We start from the raw sequence: 15,625 nt of genomic DNA, 5'->3' as shown, positions 1-15,625 counted from the left end.
GGGAGACGGCGAGCTCGGGCCGGGACCGAGGACATCGGCGAACCGATGTCGCCACCTGGAGAAGGCACCCCGAGACGAAGTGATGCAAGCCGATCCTTACGCCGACGGGCTCGTACCAGAGCCTGTCCGCCACCGGTCTCTTCGGTATCGGCATCCCCAAGCTCTTCCCCGACATCACCATGCGGCACGTGTCTTTGACGGCTTGATCGCTCCGTCCGTGGTCGTCGGTCGCCCTCCCGTGCTCCGGGAGCCGTTGAAGTCCTGGAGGCACAGAGCGCCGGTCCTGTTGAACGGAGGTGTTCGACGCTCTGTTCAGGGCGAAGCCGCGGTACGCGGATGCGGTGCCGTTGAACGAGGGCAAGAACCAGGTACCAGACCAGATCGGCAGGAATTCCTTGCTATTTCGTTTCCATGCGGTCCGGCGAAGCCGAGTTCCTGAACCGGGATATACCGACGACCCGCGTCGAGAGCGCTGTCATGGAGTCCGCGCTCGTCTTCGACTCCTTTTTGATTGCCTTGAGGGACTCATTGGCTCGGGCGGGAAGTCATGTGCGTCCGAGTTGATCTCGTGCACCCTGGTGAGACCGTCGGCCATGAGAAAGACGCAAGTCCCCGGCGTTCCGCGAAGGGATTTCCGCCAGGGGCTTGCGCCTTCGGAGGTGGAGGGCGCTCACGACTCGCGGCCGTGTCGGTCAGGCTTGTCAGGCCCACGGGCTGTCGGGGCCCGCCTGGTGGGTGGCAGCACTCGGTGCCATGCGCTTGTTCTTCTTGGCGGCGATGAGGCCGCCGAGGGCGCCCAGGGAAACGAGGCTCATCATGCCGGAGCCGACGTAGCGGTCCACGCCGCTCATGACGAAGTACATGCCGGCGGCCGCGGCGCCGTTGAAGAGAAACAGGAACCAGAGTGTGTCCGGGCGCCCCAGGAATGCCTTGATTTTCGGCTTCCTCGCGATCTGCGAGCCAGCGATGAGAGCGACGACTCCACCGCCATAGGTGGCAAGGTTCTGCTGGGTACTCTCGTCGAAAATCTGCTTGGCGGCGCCGCTCAACGCGAGACCCGCCGCGAAGAATGTCCAGAGGAAGAGGTTGACGAAGAACGACTTCATCTTGGCGAGGACCGAGTTCACGCGAGTTTCCTTCGGACGAGGATGAGTGGCGAGGAAGGGAACCCCCTTCGCTGGTCATCAAGAATCCCGTCATCGGCTCGTCGTCACGAGGGACCGCACTCCCGAACACGAGGTGTAGCCAGCTACACCATCGCACGACGCGGTTGCCTGGTGTCTCACGACTGCGGCCGGACAGGGGCGAATGACGACTGTGCGGTGGCACATTGATATCGAGAAGTTCGGCCAGTACAGCCGCGGCGAGCCAGCTCAGGGGCGCGGGGTTGGGGAAGACCTGAACGACGTCGGTCCGCCGCTCACATCGGCGCGGACCTCTCGCCGAACAACCTCGGCCGCGACGAACCTGCTGGAGACGGACCTCGACGTGTGGACGAGGACCAGGACCTTCGACGTCAACGTGATCGGCCATGTACGCACCGCCCGCGCCGTCCTGCCTCATCTGCTGGAGAACGCCGGGGCAGCATCGTGAACTGCTCTTTCGGCACGGCGATCAGCGGCGGTGACCGCAAGCGTCCCGCCTGTTCCGCCTCCAAGTCGGACATCAACGCGCTGACCTGCAACATCGCCGGCAACTGGGGCAACGCCGGCGTGCGCTGCAACGGGGTGATGCCGGGCCTGGTCACGGGCGAGACCCAGGAGAAGCAGAACGACGTCGAACTGCAGAAGATGTCCCTGTCCCAGGTGCCGACCACGCGGCTGGGCCGCCCGGCCGACCTGGCTTCGGTCGTGCCCTTCCTGCTGTCCGATGACGCCGAGCGGATCAACGGCCAGGTCTGGGCGATCGACGGCGGCGCCAACATGCGCGCCTGACCGTCCGTTTCGGCTCCGTCCGTGGGCGGGCCCCGGGCGCCACACCCGTGGCTGCGGGACCCGCGTTATCCGGCAGTGCGACCCAGCGCACACCGGCCAGCTTGTACCGCACCCCGGCAGTTGGCCGTGATCTTCCTCGTAGAGCCTGGTTCAGGCTCGTGGCCTCCAGGGCCGGTATGGCTCTTTGCAGCTGTCCGGACGAGTGGCTGGGCCGGTCGTGCACCCCGTACGGATCACGGCTCCTGGAGTATGGCGACGGCCCGCTGTCATCGCCGCACCGTTATGCGTTCTTCACGAGCGCGGCCTGTGTGTCCTCGTCCTGCCGCGCGGGAGCGGCGTTGCGCAGCGGGATGGTCAGCGCGACGGCGGCCGCGGCGAGGGCGGCGCCGCAGCCGATGAGCATGCCGGTGCGGAAGCCGTCCTTGGAGGCGATGGCGTGGCCGCCCAGGTTGACGGTCATGTGGGCGAGGACGACGCCGACAACGGCGGCGGAGACGGAGGTGCCCACCGAGCGCATCAGGGTGTTGAAGCTGTTGGCCGACGCGGTCTCGGACTGCGGGACACCGCTCATGATGAGGGCGGGCATGGCGCCGTAGGCCAGCGCGACACCGCTGTTGATGATGACGGTGACGACCAGCAGGCCGCCGGTCGAGCCGGAGAGGGCGAGGAACGAGGCGTAGCCGGTCGCGATGACCGCGCCGCCCAGCGAGAGTGTGATCTTCGGGCTGGTGGCGGCCGACAGCTTGGCGCCCAGCGGGGAGACCAGCATCATCATCAGGCCGGCCGGGGCCATCCACAGGCCGGTGGCCTGCATCGACTGGCCGAGGCCGTAGCCGGTGGCCTTGGGCAGCTGCAGCAGCTGAGGGATGATCAGCGACGAGGAGTACATCGCCAGTCCGACGACGACGGACGCCGCGTTGGTCATCAGGACCTGCGGGCGGGCGGTGACGCGCAGGTCGACCAGCGGGGCGGGGTTGCGCAGTTCCCACCAGCCCCAGGCGAGGAAGACGACGGGCGCGGCGATCATGAGGCCGAGCGTGGTGCCGCTCGCCCAGCCCCAGTCGGCGCCCTTGGAGACGCCGACCAGCAGGCAGATCAGGCCGGTGCCCAGGCCGAGTGCGCCCACGTAGTCGAAGCGGCCCTGCGCGCGGGTGGGGACGGCGGGGATGAAGAGCCAGATCAGCACGCCTACCAGGGCGCTGAGCGCGGCGGAGATCCAGAAGAGCACGCGCCAGCTGGCGTGTTCGGCGATGGCGGCGGCGATCGGCAGGCCGAGGGCGCCGCCGATGCCGAGTGAGGAGCTGATCAGTGCGACGGAGGAGCCCAGCTTCTCGGGCGGCATCACGTCGCGCAGTGCGCTGATGCCCAGGGCGATCACGCCCATGCCCATGCCCTGCAGACCGCGGCCGACGATCATCATGCCGACCGAGGTGGCGAGCGCGCACAGCACGGAGCCGAGGGTGAGCGGCACGATGCAGGCGAGCAGCATGCGGCGCTTGCCGTAGAGGTCGCCGAGCCGGCCGGTGGCCGGGGTGGTCACGGCGCCTGCGAGGAGGGTCGCGGTCACCGCCCAGGAGGCGTTGGAGGCCGTGGTGTGGAGCAGCGTGGGCAGTTCGCCGATGAGGGGGACCACGAGGGTCTGCATCAGCGAGGCGACGATGCCGGCGGTGGCCAGTACTGCGATGATCGCGGCCGGGCGGACCGCCGGGCCGGAGCGTGAAGAAGACATGCAAAACTCCTGTGAAGGCAGGGCGGCCGGGCGTGGGCGGGCGGTCAGGGCCCCCGTCCTGACCGCCCAGCAGCTCTCGGAACCCTCAGAACTTTCGGAACGCCCCGGTCACCAGGTGACGTGGAGCTGGTGGGCGCCGTAGATCACGGCGTCGTACTTGAAGGGGACCTCGTCCAGCCCGGTCGCCAGCCGCAGGGTGGGGATGCGGCGCAGCAGCGCCGGGTAGATCACCTGCAGCTCCATCCGGGCCAGCGGCTGCCCGATGCAGTGGTGGGTGCCCCCGCCGAACGCCTGGTGCTGGCGGGCGTCGCGGGTGATGTCCAGCCGGCCCGGGTCGGGGAAGACGGACGGGTCGCGGTTGGCGAGCTCGCCCAGCATGATCACGCCGTCGCCCTTGCGGATGGTCTGCCCGGCGATCTCGATGTCCTCCAGCGCCGTGCGGCGGCGCCCGAGGTGGGCGATGGTGAGGAAGCGCAGCAGTTCCTCGACCGCCCGGACGACGACCTGGGGGTCCTCGGTCTCGCGGATGGCGGCGGCCTGTTCCGGGTGCTGGAGCAGCAGCAGGGTGCCGAGGGTGATCATGTTGGCGGTGGTCTCGTGCCCGCCGAGCAGCAGCAGGACGCCCATGGTGGCGACCTCACGGCGGGTCAGCTCACCGGCCCTGACCTGCTCGGCGAGCCGGGAGAGCAGGTCGTCGCCGGGGTTGGCGAGTTTCTCGCCGACCAGCTTGTCCAGGTACTGGGCCAGGTTGGTGTGCGCGGTGTGCCGTTCGGCCTGGGTCGCAGTGGTGGAGACGATGGTCTTGCTGTTGGTCTGGAAGAACTCGTGGTCCTCGTAGGGCACCCCGAGCATCTCGGAGATCACCAGCGACGGGATCGGCAGAGAGAACGCCTGGACCAGGTCGACGGGCCTGGGCCCCTCCAGCAGGCGGTCGATGAAGCCGTCCACCATCTGCTGCACGGCCGGGCGCATGGCCTCGACCCGCTTGATGGTGAACGTGCCGCTGACCATCCGGCGCAGCCGGGCGTGCTCCGGGTCGTCCATCCCGACGAAGCTCATGTCGGTGGCGCCGTGGCTGTCCCCGCCGCCCTCGGCGTAGGCCCCGCCCTCGCCCTCGCCGCCGTGGTGGGCGATCGGGCTGGGGAAGTTGGGCGCGGCGAAGTCCACGCTCAGCCGGTTGTCGGCGAGCAGCGCCTTCTGCTCGGCGTGGCTGGTCACCACCCACGGGGTCTTGCCGTCCCAGTTCCGGACCTGGAACACCGGGCCGAAGGCGGCCAGCGCCAGCGTTGCCGGGGACGGGTCGAACGGGCAGCCGGCGACGCGCGGCTCGGGGAAGTCGGGGATGCCGGCTGAGACCGGGCAGGTCTCGTGTGACGTAGTCATGATTCGATCCTTGTGACGGATGCTCAGCGCTGCAGCGCGAGGGAGGGGCCGGCAGCATCGACGAGGGCCTGCCGGTGCAGGCGGGTCTGCTTGGGCATGTTCCAGCCGAGGACGCCGGTCGGAAGGCCGTTTTTGCGGTAGAGGGCAACGAAGCGGCGGTCGTCCTCGCTGCCTTCGACGATCTCCACGTCGGCATCGGCGCAGAGCATCCCGTAGACCTGGATCTTGACGTTGAACTGGTCGGTCCAGAAGTACGGGATGGGGGTGTAGGCGCGGTCCTCGCCGAGGATGTTGCCGGCGACGACGCCGGCCTGCTCGGTGGCGTTGGTCCGGTTCTCCAGCCGCAGCATGTCGCCGTGGCCCTCGTGGTGCCAGCGGGCTACGTCGCCCACCGCGTAGACCCCCTCCGCGGAGGCCCGACAGCGGGAGTCGCAGACCACGCCGTTGTCCAGCAACAGGCCGCTGCCCTCCAGCCAGTCGGTCACCGGGACGGACCCGATCGCGACCACGACCACGTCCGCGGGCAGCACTTCGCCGCTCGCCAACCGAACCCCGCTGACCCGGCCCCGATCCTCCGCCAGCCCGTCGACGGCCGTGCCGAGCAGCAGCCGGACGCCGTGCTCGACGTGCACCCGGCCGAGCAGCTCACCCACCCGCGGGCCCAACTGACCTGCCATCGGGGCCGCCTGGGGGCCGACCAGGGTGACCGTCGCGCCCAGGCCGCGCGCGGTGGCTGCGATCTCGGCGCCGAGCACGCCGTCGCCGACCACCACCGCACTCGCCGCGGCCAGCAGCTCACCGCGCAGCGCCGCCGCATCCTCCAGGGTGCGCAGCAGATGGACGCCCCGCAGGCCCTCGCTGCCCGGGAAGGGGCGCGGGCGGATGCCGGTGGCCAGTACGACCGCGTCGGCGCGCCGCGTCCACCCGGAGGCGGTGCTGACGGTGCGGGCCGCGGCATCCAGCGCCACCGCGGGATCGCCGAGCACGAACTCGGCGTCCAGCGCGTCCAGCACCTCCCGCCCCCGCAACTGCGTCTGCTCGGGGTCCCAGGCCCCGGAGAGCACCTGCTTGGACAGCGGCGGCCGGTCGTAGGGCAAGTGCCGCTCGGCGCCCAGGAGGGTCAGCGCGCCCCGGTAGCCCTTGCGCCGCAGGGACTCCGCGGTGGCCAGCCCGGCCGCGGACGCGCCGACGACCAGCACGCTCTCGGGGATGCTCACGACTCCTCGCTGAGGTAGATCGCGGCGGCCGGGCAGACGCTCGCGGCCTCGCGCACGGCGCCGTGCTGCTCGGCGGCCGGCTCGGCGTCCAGCAGGATGACGATGCCGTCCTCGTCGCGCTGGTCGAACACCTCCGGCGCGATCAGCACGCACTGACCGGCGCCGCAGCACTTCACTTCGTCGATGGTGACCTTCATGACGGGTTCTCCTTGGTGGGGGTGTGGGGTCGGGGCGTGACGGGGGCGAGCAGCAGGCCGGTGATCGCATCGGTCAGCGACATCGCGGTATGCCGCCACGAGGGCTGGAGCGCGCCCGTGCCCTCGGCGAGGGCACGCTCCCGTTCGGCGCAGGTGTGCACGATCAGCAGCCGTGCCATCTCGCCGCGTTCGTGGCGCACGAGCCTCGGCAGCCCCGGCAGACGGCGGCCGAGTTCGTGCAGCGTCCTGCGCAGCGGCGGGCGGTCGATGGCCGCCTCACTGACCGCCGCCCGCAGCACGGGGTCTGTCATCACCTGGGCGGCGAAGCGTGCGTGCCACGAGGGCGTGCCGAGCGAGTCGAGGTACTCGGTGACCGGGCGCACCAGGCAGCCGACCCAGTCCCGGATGTCGTCACTGCCGTCGATCTCGGCGAGCAGCCGCTCCCGGATCTGCTCGACGGGCCCGGCGCCCCTGCTGGTCATCGCCTCGATCAGGCCGGCCTTGCTGCCGAAGTGGTAGCCCACCGCGGCGTTGTTGCCCTGCCCGGCCGCCTCGCTGATCTGACGGCTCGACACCGCGGCCAGCCCGTGCTCGGCGAAGAGCCGCTCCGCGGCTGACATGATCGCCTCACGGGTCTCCACGGCCCGCTCGGTCCGCACGCTTGCGCCGACCATGTTCACCACCTGACCGGGAGCTCGCGTAGCGGTGTGGTGATGAGGCCCTCGACGCGGTTCAGATCCGCCGGGTCGACGGCGAGGTCGAGGGTGGGCAGGCGGCGCAGCAGCACGCCGAGCACGGTCTGCATCTCGGTGCGGGCCAGCGGCTGGCCGAGGCAGGAGTGCGGCCCGGCGCCGAAGGCGAGGTGGGCGTTGGGGGTGCGGCCCAGCTCCATGTCCTCGCCGTTCGCGAAGGCGTCGGCGTCGCGGTTGGCTGCGGCCATGCTGCACACCACGGTGGTGCCGCCGGCCAGCACGGCGCCGCTGGGCACCTCGGTGTCCTCGTGGACGTAGCGGAGCATGCCGAAGCCGGTGTAGGGCTCGAAACGGAGCACCTCCTCCACCGCGGAGCGGATCAGCGAGCGGTCCAGCAGCAGCCGCTCCCAGCGACTGCGGTCGGCGAGCAGCACGGCCGCCATGGTGGTGATGAAGCCGGCGGTGGTCTCGTGTCCGGCCAGCAGCAGCCCCTGGCCGGTCGCGGCCAGGGCGAGGTCGGTCATCGGCCGGCCCTCGGCGTCGGTGGCGACGATCAGCTGGCTGATCAGGTCGTCCTGGGGGTCGCGCCGCTTCTCCTCGATCAGGGCGGCCATGTACTCGCCGAAGTCTCGGTGCGCCGCCTGCATCTCCTCGGCGGTGTACTTGGAGAGGCTGAGGAAGGTGTCCGACCAGCGCTTGAAGTCGTCCCGGTCGCTCTCCGCGACGCCGAGCATGTCGCAGATGACGTACACCGGCAGCGGGAACGCCAGCGCCTGCACGAAGTCCGCGGGCTGCCCCTGCTCCGGCATCCCGTCGATGAGCCGGTCAGCCATCGCCTCGATCTTCGGCACCAGCGCCTGCATGCGCTTGGCGGTGAACCACTTGCCGACCATCCGGCGCCAGCGCTCCTGGCCGAAATCGTTGAGCGCCCGCGCCATCGGGCTGTCGAAGATGTCGCCCGCCTCGCTGGCGCTGATCCGGGCCGCGTCGGGCCGGGTCAGGCCCTCCCGGCTCAGGCGCGGGTCGGAGAGCGCGACCTTGACGTCCTCGTAGCGGGTGAGCAGCCTCGCCCGGTCGCCACTGGGCAGCACAATGCGCGCGACAGGGCACTTCTGCCGCAGCTCCGGCCACTCGGCAGGAGGCACCAGCGGGCCGGCGGTCGGCAGCGGGTAGTTCAGCGCGTCATCGGGCTGGAGCTCAGCCATGAGCACTCCTCGGGTCCGTTTCGGGCTGTTGCCGCTCAGCCAACCCCGCGACGATTAGTTAAGTCAAGCGACTGACTTAAACTGTGGCGTGAATTGTCCGAGGGTGACATGTGAGAGCCCCGGAATACGCCGCAGGGGTCGATGCGCCTCTGGGCACTGCGGTTGGGCTCATCTCCATGGAGGTGAGCCGCGTGGCTCAAGGATCGGGGTGGGGTTGGTGGGCTGAGGCTGATGCCTCAGCCCGGTTCATGATCTGCGGAGTGTGCCGCCGTCGCTGCGGTCGATGGTCTCTGTGCCGGCGTCGGCGTAGGTGGGGTCCTCTTGGTAGCGGGCGGCGCTGGTGGCGTTCTGGGCGAGGAGGAAGCCGAGGACGACGAGGCTCTGGGCTTCGGCGCCGAAGGCGATCATGCGGCGGTTCCACAGGGAGCGATCGAACTGGGAGAAGCCGGCTTCGGTGTCTTCGCGGCCGCCGTAGAGCTGTTGGTGGACGGCGGTGTTGTCGGGGATCTGCAGGAGGTGCTCGGCGCGGTGGAATCCGGTCTCGGTGTCGCTCTGGCCCTCGTCGCGTTCTCCGGGGGCGGTGGTGACACCGACGGGTTCGCGGTGTTCGTGGGGGCCGCGGGGGCAGGGGATGGTGAGCAGGTGGTACCAGCGGTGGCTGTGGGAGCTGGCGCGGCGTTCTAGTTTGCGGACGGGCAGGGGGACGAGGGTGCTGGTGCCGTTGTCGAGGTAGGCGCGTTCGTGGACGCGGCCGCCTTGGGACCACAGTTCGTGGCGGCAGCGGCCGTAGCTGAGGGTGCGGATGTAGCGCGGTTTGGTGCCTTTGTGCTGCTTGTTGATCAGAAGGCGGCCCCGGCGGGCGATGACGTCGCGGTGCATGCCGCGGAAGGCGCCGTCGTAGAGGACGCCCATGCAGCCGTCGACGGAGTCCAGGATGCCGCAGGCCAGTTCGAGGGCGACGGCGGCCTCGCCGCCTTCCTGGTTGTGGGGGACGTGGGCGTAGTTGAGGAAGACGCGGCGGAAGTAGCCGCGGTGGCGGGTAGAGAAGACGACGAACTTGGTGCCCAGGACCATCGCTTCGTCACTCTTGCTCCCGTCCATCTTTTGGTCGGAGCCATCCTGCGCCTGTGTCTGGCCGACCGTGTCGTCGGTGCGGTCGGCGCCGCCTTCCTTCTGCCAGGAGGAGGCGGGATCGACGCGGTGGCGGCGGATCTCTCCAGTGGTGGTGTCAACGCTGTAGGGCTGAGTGGAGAGGGTGGGGGATTTGGCCACGGTGCCGTCGCCGGCGATGAGCTGGTGGCGCTGAGGACTGCTCCAGCATCGGCGTGCGTCGCCGGGCAGCAGGCCCTGTCGCAGGGCCTGGGTCAGGGCGAGATCGGTGAAGGAGGCGTTGAGTTCTTCCAGGCGGGGGACGAGCAGCTTGCGCTGGGCGTGCTGCCACTGGTGGCGAGAGGGTCCGGTCCTCGGTAGGCGCCGGGCTTCGTCCTTGCCCAGGTGATGGGCGACACCCTTGCGGATCTTCTTCCACGCCGTGGCGTCCTGCAGATCGCCGGCGCAGTAGCGGGCGGATCCGTGGATGCCGCGCAGTGCGAGGAAGAGGACGTAGATGTAGGGCGGGTACTCGGGCGGTCGGCCCCGGCGCGGTCCGGGGGCCTGTTCGAGAACGGCGGCGAGGCGGTAGAGGTCCTCGAAGCGGGCTACGTCCTTGACGCGGCGGGAGGCGGTGCGAAGGTCGGACTCGCAGGCTCGGCGGGCGGTCTTCTTGCGCTGTGTGCGCGGTACGCGGTCGCCGAAGAGGTCGTCAGGCATGGGGGCTGTCTCCGTTCGGTGCAGTGTCCGGTTCGGTGGTGTGCTGCCAGTCGTGGCCGATGAGGGCTGCGGTGCTGTCGAGTGAGGCCATGCCGAGGTGGCGGGCCGCGGCTTCGATGCGGCGGGTGCGGGTGAAGGTCTCCCAGCCCGCGTACGCCGTGATGGAGGCGGGTCGGACGGCCGGGTCGGTGCCCAGCCCGATGCGCTTGATCAGGTCGCGCAGGGCGACGCAGACCCGGGCCTGGATCTGCTCGTCTGTGCCGTTGCGGGACGACACGACCAGCCGCTGACGGTGGACGTCCTGGTTGGGCGGTGCTGTGTTCTGGACGTGGTGGGAGCGGGCGGCGAGGACCTGGATGCCCCAGGCGTCCAGCGGGCACCAGCGGGGCCGGGTCTTGGCCGAGCCGTGCATCCACACCCGTGCCGCCGCAAGGTCGAGGTCGGCAGGTGCGATGTGGCCGATCTCGCCGCTGAATCCACCCGCCAGCGCGAGGGCAGCCGCGGCGGCATGGCGGGTGGGGCGATCGGTGAACTCCGCCGCCATGCGCAGTTCCACCGTCTCCGCCTCGTCCAGCGGCCGGGTCTCCCCGGCGGTGCGGGCCGGCAGGTCGATGTCCCGCGTGGGGTCGGTGTCGCTCAGGCCGAGCCGGCGGGCGGTGGTGAAGCACATCCGCAGCACGCTGCGCCGCAGGTGCCTCGTGGACAGAGAGGCTGGCGCGATGTGTCCGTGACGGGTGCGGCCGTGCGCGTCCACGAACTGCGCGGCCAGCGGTTCATCCAGGTCGGCGAGCGCCGAGGCGCCACGCACGGCGGCGAACGCTTCGAAACGGCGTAGGAGTTGGCTGAACCGGCTCAGGGTCTGCTCGGACATCTCACCGTGATCGACCAGAGCCTGCCAGGCCGTCAGGATCTGGCTGACGGTGGCCGTGAGGGTGATCTCACCGGCCATGCTCGGTGCCCGTCGTCGCCGTTGCCAGCGGGCGGGGCCCAGATCGCGATAGGACGGCAGGCGGGTTCGGAGTGCCGGGCATGCTTCCACCTCCACACAAGCGGTGCGAACATGCACCACGGTGTGGAGGTTTGCGTGTGCCCGCAACGTGAGGGCGCCCAGGTGGTGAAAGGCTCGCCCGTTCGGTGGGCGCCCTGACGTTCGCTCAGTGCGCTGGTTGTGGAACGGTGTTGAGCATGGGTGCTGGTCCCCTTCGGGTGCTGGATGCCATGCTGGCTGGCGAGGGGTGGATGGCGAGGGGATCGAACCCTCCGCGTGCGGGTCCAGAAGCCATACGCGGACACCAAGCCGCCACCCCTGGGTGCGTCGTCCTTGCTGATGCCGGGGCGGCGCACCACTTGTGCCGAGTGCCGGGCGTCAGGCGGGAGGTGCGAGGGCGCCGCGCAGGCTGAGCAGAACTCCTTCGAGGAAGGCGGCGTACCGGACATCGGGCAGCGCCTGGATTTCCTGGCGGGTCAGCCCGAGCAGGGTGGTGCCCGCGGCGCCTTCGGCCAGATCCGGACCCGGCTCCCGTTCCTGGTCCCGTTCGCCAAGTTCGTCCGGCTTCGGACCCCCTGGTTGCTCAGCCTTCGGCTCCGCCCCCGCGTCCGCGCCTGGCCAGGCGCCTGGTCCGGCAGTGGGCGGTACAGCGTCGGCGGGTGCAAGGTGCATACGTAGCTGCTCGTCGCGGATCAGGACCAGGCCGATCACGAGCCACTCCACCAGGTACATGCCGCGCACAGGCACTCCTGGCAGGCCTGCACGCAGCCGCTCCGCCAGTTTCTCCTGCGGCAGAGGCCCGTTCGCCAGATGCCGGGTAGCCGCCTCGAATGACCAGTGCTCCTGGAGCAGCGGGCGTAGCAGCAGCCGTGCCCGGGCGGAGTCCCTGGTCCACAGGTGCGCGAAGGTCCTCCCCTGGTCGGTGAGCGAGTACCAGCCCCGCTCGGCCCGAGCCAGCCCGACGTCCGACAGGAAGGCCATGCAGTCCCCGACGGTGGCCGGGCTGAGGCTGACTTGCTGCGCCAGCCGGCTGCGCTTCACCGCGTCGGCGAGGCCCTGGGTCAGGGAGGCGAGCCCGAGAACGATTTTGATCTGCTGGGCAGGGCTGGAGCGGTTACTGGGCAACGTACGGCGCGGCGGTGACGTGGCGCCCGAGTCCGGCTGCCCGGCCTGCTCGCCGGGCGCCCCTCTGCCCGCGTGCCAGGAGGCACTGGAATTCTGATGAGAAACGAAAGACACGGTGAGCCCATTTCCCGACCCGGTGCGGGCCGAATTTCCTCCAGGCTCTCGCGCGCGCGCCGAAAGGCGCATAAGATGAAGGCGATGCGTGAGCCCAGAAAGACAGCGCGTCCCAGTGCCGCCGAGGCCTAGTTCGGCGGCACTTGCGCGTGTGTACCTTTCACATGCTGCGTTGGATATCGCGTCCGCTAGCTATCACCGTCCCCGGCGCTTCGCGGCACTCCGTACACGCCGCGTTCGACCCTGGTCAGCGCCCCGGCCCGGACCAGTTCGGTGAGTTCCGGACCCAGGCCACTGAGCCTGATGTCCGGGCGCACGGCCGCCAGATGCGCCGAGATCTCCCGCCTGTACATGCCTCGTTCCTGATCCCGCAGGAAGGCAATGATCTCCTGGGCGAGTGTCCGCCCCGTTCGGCCCGGGGCCGTACGCGGCCCAGCCTGTGGGGCGAAAGGAGGTTCCGGCACGTCATCGGGCGGCCGTGCGTCATCGGGCAGCAGTTCCTCGGCGCCGTCGGCTACCCGTTGGGAGACCTCTGCCCTTGTGCTCGCCGAGTCGAACATGTTCTGGGCCGCTGTCAGCTCCTCCTGGGCCCGAGCGAGGCGGTCCTTTGCCGTCGTGAGGCGCTCCTTGTCCTCGGCCGCCAGTGACCTCAGCGCGGCCAGGACGGCCCGCGGTCCATGCGTCTTCACGAAAGAACCTCCCCTCAATTCCCGGATCCGGAATCCGGAATGAGAGTATCCGGCGACACCTCAGCCCGGTAGGGCTTCTCCTGAAATACCCCCGGCGCCGCTACAGGAGAAGGGGAGAGGTGAATTCGAACTGAATCCGAAAGGGGGGTCTCAGTCATTGGCATTCAGTGATACCCCCGAACATCCCACGCTCCTTGGCCTGCACTTTCTTTCCGAGGCCTCAGTTACCCAGCGTCAGCACCCCGTGTGCAGAACGGGAGGGGGCGCACGGGAGTGAAAGACCCTGGCGTGTGGAGAGAGGAGTGGGACCGGCCTCTTGCGCACTGGCCTCACGCGGGAACTCTGCAGTGCCGACGGCCGTGTCGGGGGTGCCATGCAGGTGATGTGACCGTGAGGGTGAGTGCCAACCCGCCTCGCATGGTGTAAGTGGTGTATGTATGCACCGACTGAGTAGAGGGGGCGCCCCGGCGTCCGGCGGCAAGGACCGGCAGCACCCAGGCGCGTGGGATGATCCGGGCATGCCCCGGAGCAGTAACGACAAGGTGCCGCGCGACTATGTCGCCTCAGGTACCTGGCCGCACGCGGCTCTCGAACCCGAGGCTCCGGTCAGCGCGCACTACGGTCAAGCCCTCGCCTGCAACATCGAACGCGCCCTCGCCTCCACGGGGTACAGCCTCCGAACGCTGGCCGATGCCACAGGGGTCACCCACTCCACCATCAGTCGGGTCGTCAATGGCAGGGTGCTGCCCGACCTCGGCACCCTCGCCCGCCTGGAGTCCGCCTTCGGCTTCCAGATCTGGCCCGGTCTTGCGGCACTGCCTCGTTCCGCCCCGTCGGCCGAAGGCCCCGTGTCGCCATAAGGGTGGTCTGGCCCCCCGCTCGCCTGCGTGGACGCGCGCGGAGCTGCGGTTCACCCTTACGCTCACCGCATGTGTATGTATGCACCGCTCGGGTTCTGTGACGGTGACGTTCTGCTGGCCTGCTTCGACCCTGCGCACCGCATCGCGCTGATCCGCCCCGAGGCATCGGCCGAGGCGCGGCCGCCGGAACTGCCCGCCATTCGGCGCCGAACTGGGGAACCGTACCGGCGTGCCGCATTACGCCTCGCCAGGGCGATGGCTCCTGCCGGTGTGCTCCGCTTCGGAAAGGTCACCGGCCGGATCTCGGCTGCCGGGGGCGGCAGCGCGGAGCAACAGCGGGCGCAACGCCGTCTGTTCACCGCACATGCCCCCGCTCCCGTTGACCTGCATCCCCCCTGGGACCGAGGGCAACTGCTGTGGCTTCCGTACAGTGAGGTCGCCGCTCAGGTCGCGGGCCTGGCGATCGGGGACCTCGACGCCTTCCTGGAGGGGTACGTGGAGGGATGGATTCCCGACGGTTGGATCACACTGGAATGAGCCCCGCCCTGCGTCAAGGTGATGTGGTACCTGGAGGCGAAGGTGATCGACGAGGCCTTGGGCCTGCTCCAGGTGCCCATGGCGTCACGGCTGATCAGCACGGCGAAGCGGGCCGCGGACAAGGAACGGCACTCAGCGGTACCGCAGTTGGAGAAGGCGTCACAGGTGCTCGCGCGCATGGGATATGGACACCAAGCACGACCGCCTCTCGTTCTCAGGCCTCGGGGATGACGACCTTGAACCGTTCGGGGCTCGTGACGTTGGGGTCGGGGCCGCCGCGGACGCCGGCGTCGAGCGCGTCGAGCACAGTGAGTTCCTCAACGCTCAGCGCGAAGTCGAACACGTCGAAGTTCTCGGCGATCCGGGAGGGGTTGGTCGACTTGGGGATCGCGTTACGGCCTTGCTGGAGGTGCCAGCGCAGCAGCACCTGCGCCGGGGTCTTCCCGTGGGCCTGCGCGATGGCCTGGACGGCTGGGTCCTGGAGCGTGCTGCGCCCGGTGCCGTTCTTGTCCCAGTAGAAGGTGATGCCGCCGATCGGGGACCACGCCTGGGTGTGCACGCCGTGTTCGGCGTTGGCCTTCTGGACGTCGGGCTGGGTGAAGTAGGGGTGCAACTCGACCTGGTTCACGGCCGGGACGATGCTGGTGCGCTCCACCAGTTCGGCCAGGTGATGGGGCATGAAGTTGCTGACGCCGATCGTACGGACCTTGCCCTCCTCGTACAGCTTCTCCAGTGCCTGGTAGGCGGCCACGGTCGTGTCGAACCGCTCGGGCACCGGCTGGTGCAGGAGCAGGAGGTCGAGCTGGTCCACGCCGAGCTTGCCGGTGCTCTTCTCGAACGCGTGCAGCGTCTCGTCGTAGCCGTAGTCCGTGACCCAGATCTTCGTTTCGATGAACACTTCGGCGCGGTCTACGCCGGAGCGGCGCAGTCCTTCGCCGACCTCTCGCTCGTTGAAATAGGCGGCCGCGGTGTCGATGTGCCGGTAGCCGGTGCGTAGGGCCGTCTCCACCGCCGCGGCGGTTTCCTCTGCGGGGCTCTGGAAGACGCCGAGGCCGAGCGCCGGAATCGTGACGCCGTTGTTCAGGGTAAATGTGCCGTTCTGCTGCGGATCAGTCATGCATTCCAGTCTGTGGGCCCTGTGACCTG

Annotated in this window: 16 protein-coding genes; 4 read left to right on the top strand and 12 right to left on the bottom strand. The window is 69.5% G+C overall.

Features of this window, described 5'->3' with window-relative positions; genetic code table 11:
- Positions 1–701 precede the first annotated feature (701 nt).
- Positions 702–1,127 (bottom strand): hypothetical protein, encoded by a 426-nt coding sequence (locus tag ACFC8N_RS08205; RefSeq protein ID WP_356019876.1) that lies wholly within the window; start codon positions 1,125–1,127, stop codon positions 702–704.
- A gap of 181 nt (positions 1,128–1,308) precedes the next feature.
- Here ACFC8N_RS08205 and ACFC8N_RS08200 point away from each other — a divergent pair, with 181 nt between their 5' ends.
- On the top strand, positions 1,309–1,593 hold the full coding sequence (locus ACFC8N_RS08200; protein ID WP_376287441.1) for a hypothetical protein: 285 nt from the start codon (positions 1,309–1,311) through the stop codon (positions 1,591–1,593).
- Positions 1,590–1,934 (top strand): SDR family oxidoreductase, encoded by a 345-nt coding sequence (locus tag ACFC8N_RS08195; RefSeq protein WP_376287439.1) that lies wholly within the window; start codon positions 1,590–1,592, stop codon positions 1,932–1,934. Before ACFC8N_RS08200 ends, ACFC8N_RS08195 begins: the two co-directional genes overlap by 4 nt.
- Before the next feature lie 280 nt (positions 1,935–2,214).
- Here the strand turns inward: ACFC8N_RS08195 and ACFC8N_RS08190 are convergent, their stop codons facing one another.
- The 10 genes from ACFC8N_RS08190 to ACFC8N_RS08145 all read right to left on the bottom strand — a co-directional run bounded on the left by ACFC8N_RS08190 (position 2,215) and on the right by ACFC8N_RS08145 (position 13,082).
- The gene (locus ACFC8N_RS08190; protein WP_376287437.1) at positions 2,215–3,663 is read right to left on the bottom strand and encodes an MFS transporter; all 1,449 of its coding nucleotides are present in this window, start codon (positions 3,661–3,663) and stop codon (positions 2,215–2,217) included.
- A 108-nt stretch (positions 3,664–3,771) separates the two neighbouring features.
- Positions 3,772–5,046 carry a cytochrome P450 gene (locus ACFC8N_RS08185; protein ID WP_376287435.1) on the bottom strand — a complete coding sequence of 425 codons (1,275 nt, stop codon included), beginning with the start codon at positions 5,044–5,046 and terminating at the stop codon, positions 3,772–3,774.
- A gap of 23 nt (positions 5,047–5,069) precedes the next feature.
- Entirely contained in the window at positions 5,070–6,263 is a 1,194-nt protein-coding gene (locus ACFC8N_RS08180; protein ID WP_376287433.1) for an NAD(P)/FAD-dependent oxidoreductase, read from the bottom strand.
- Positions 6,260–6,460 carry a ferredoxin gene (locus ACFC8N_RS08175; protein ID WP_356019864.1) on the bottom strand — a complete coding sequence of 67 codons (201 nt, stop codon included), beginning with the start codon at positions 6,458–6,460 and terminating at the stop codon, positions 6,260–6,262. Before ACFC8N_RS08175 ends, ACFC8N_RS08180 begins: the two co-directional genes overlap by 4 nt.
- The gene (locus ACFC8N_RS08170) at positions 6,457–7,134 is read right to left on the bottom strand and encodes a TetR/AcrR family transcriptional regulator (protein WP_376287431.1); all 678 of its coding nucleotides are present in this window, start codon (positions 7,132–7,134) and stop codon (positions 6,457–6,459) included. Before ACFC8N_RS08170 ends, ACFC8N_RS08175 begins: the two co-directional genes overlap by 4 nt.
- 2 nt (positions 7,135–7,136) lie before the next feature.
- Positions 7,137–8,357: a cytochrome P450 gene (locus tag ACFC8N_RS08165; RefSeq protein ID WP_376287429.1), complete on the bottom strand. Its 1,221-nt coding sequence runs from the start codon at positions 8,355–8,357 to the stop codon at positions 7,137–7,139.
- A 246-nt stretch (positions 8,358–8,603) separates the two neighbouring features.
- Positions 8,604–10,166 carry a hypothetical protein gene (locus ACFC8N_RS08160; RefSeq protein WP_376287427.1) on the bottom strand — a complete coding sequence of 521 codons (1,563 nt, stop codon included), beginning with the start codon at positions 10,164–10,166 and terminating at the stop codon, positions 8,604–8,606.
- Positions 10,159–11,115 carry a hypothetical protein gene (locus ACFC8N_RS08155; protein WP_356019855.1) on the bottom strand — a complete coding sequence of 319 codons (957 nt, stop codon included), beginning with the start codon at positions 11,113–11,115 and terminating at the stop codon, positions 10,159–10,161. Before ACFC8N_RS08155 ends, ACFC8N_RS08160 begins: the two co-directional genes overlap by 8 nt.
- 417 nt (positions 11,116–11,532) lie before the next feature.
- Complete coding sequence (locus tag ACFC8N_RS08150; protein WP_376287426.1) at positions 11,533–12,393, bottom strand: hypothetical protein; 861 nt, start codon at positions 12,391–12,393, stop codon at positions 11,533–11,535.
- Between the two features lie 188 nt (positions 12,394–12,581).
- The gene (locus tag ACFC8N_RS08145) at positions 12,582–13,082 is read right to left on the bottom strand and encodes a hypothetical protein (protein ID WP_376287424.1); all 501 of its coding nucleotides are present in this window, start codon (positions 13,080–13,082) and stop codon (positions 12,582–12,584) included.
- A 518-nt stretch (positions 13,083–13,600) separates the two neighbouring features.
- On the opposite strand from ACFC8N_RS08145, the gene ACFC8N_RS08140 reads away from it, so the two are divergent.
- Positions 13,601–13,942, top strand: coding sequence for a helix-turn-helix transcriptional regulator (locus tag ACFC8N_RS08140; protein ID WP_356019849.1), 342 nt, complete (start codon positions 13,601–13,603; stop codon positions 13,940–13,942).
- Positions 13,943–14,011: 69 nt separating this feature from the next.
- Positions 14,012–14,479 carry a hypothetical protein gene (locus ACFC8N_RS08135; RefSeq protein ID WP_376287422.1) on the top strand — a complete coding sequence of 156 codons (468 nt, stop codon included), beginning with the start codon at positions 14,012–14,014 and terminating at the stop codon, positions 14,477–14,479.
- 214 nt (positions 14,480–14,693) lie between these two features.
- Here the strand turns inward: ACFC8N_RS08135 and ACFC8N_RS08130 are convergent, their stop codons facing one another.
- Positions 14,694–15,596: an aldo/keto reductase gene (locus ACFC8N_RS08130; protein ID WP_356019845.1), complete on the bottom strand. Its 903-nt coding sequence runs from the start codon at positions 15,594–15,596 to the stop codon at positions 14,694–14,696.
- Positions 15,597–15,625: the final 29 nt, after the last annotated feature.

Source organism: Streptomyces sp. NPDC055966, assembly GCF_042269865.1.
GTDB lineage: Bacteria > Actinomycetota > Actinomycetes > Streptomycetales > Streptomycetaceae > Streptomyces.
Note: the sequence above shows the minus strand (reverse complement) of the source record. Positions and strands in the feature narration are given on the sequence as shown.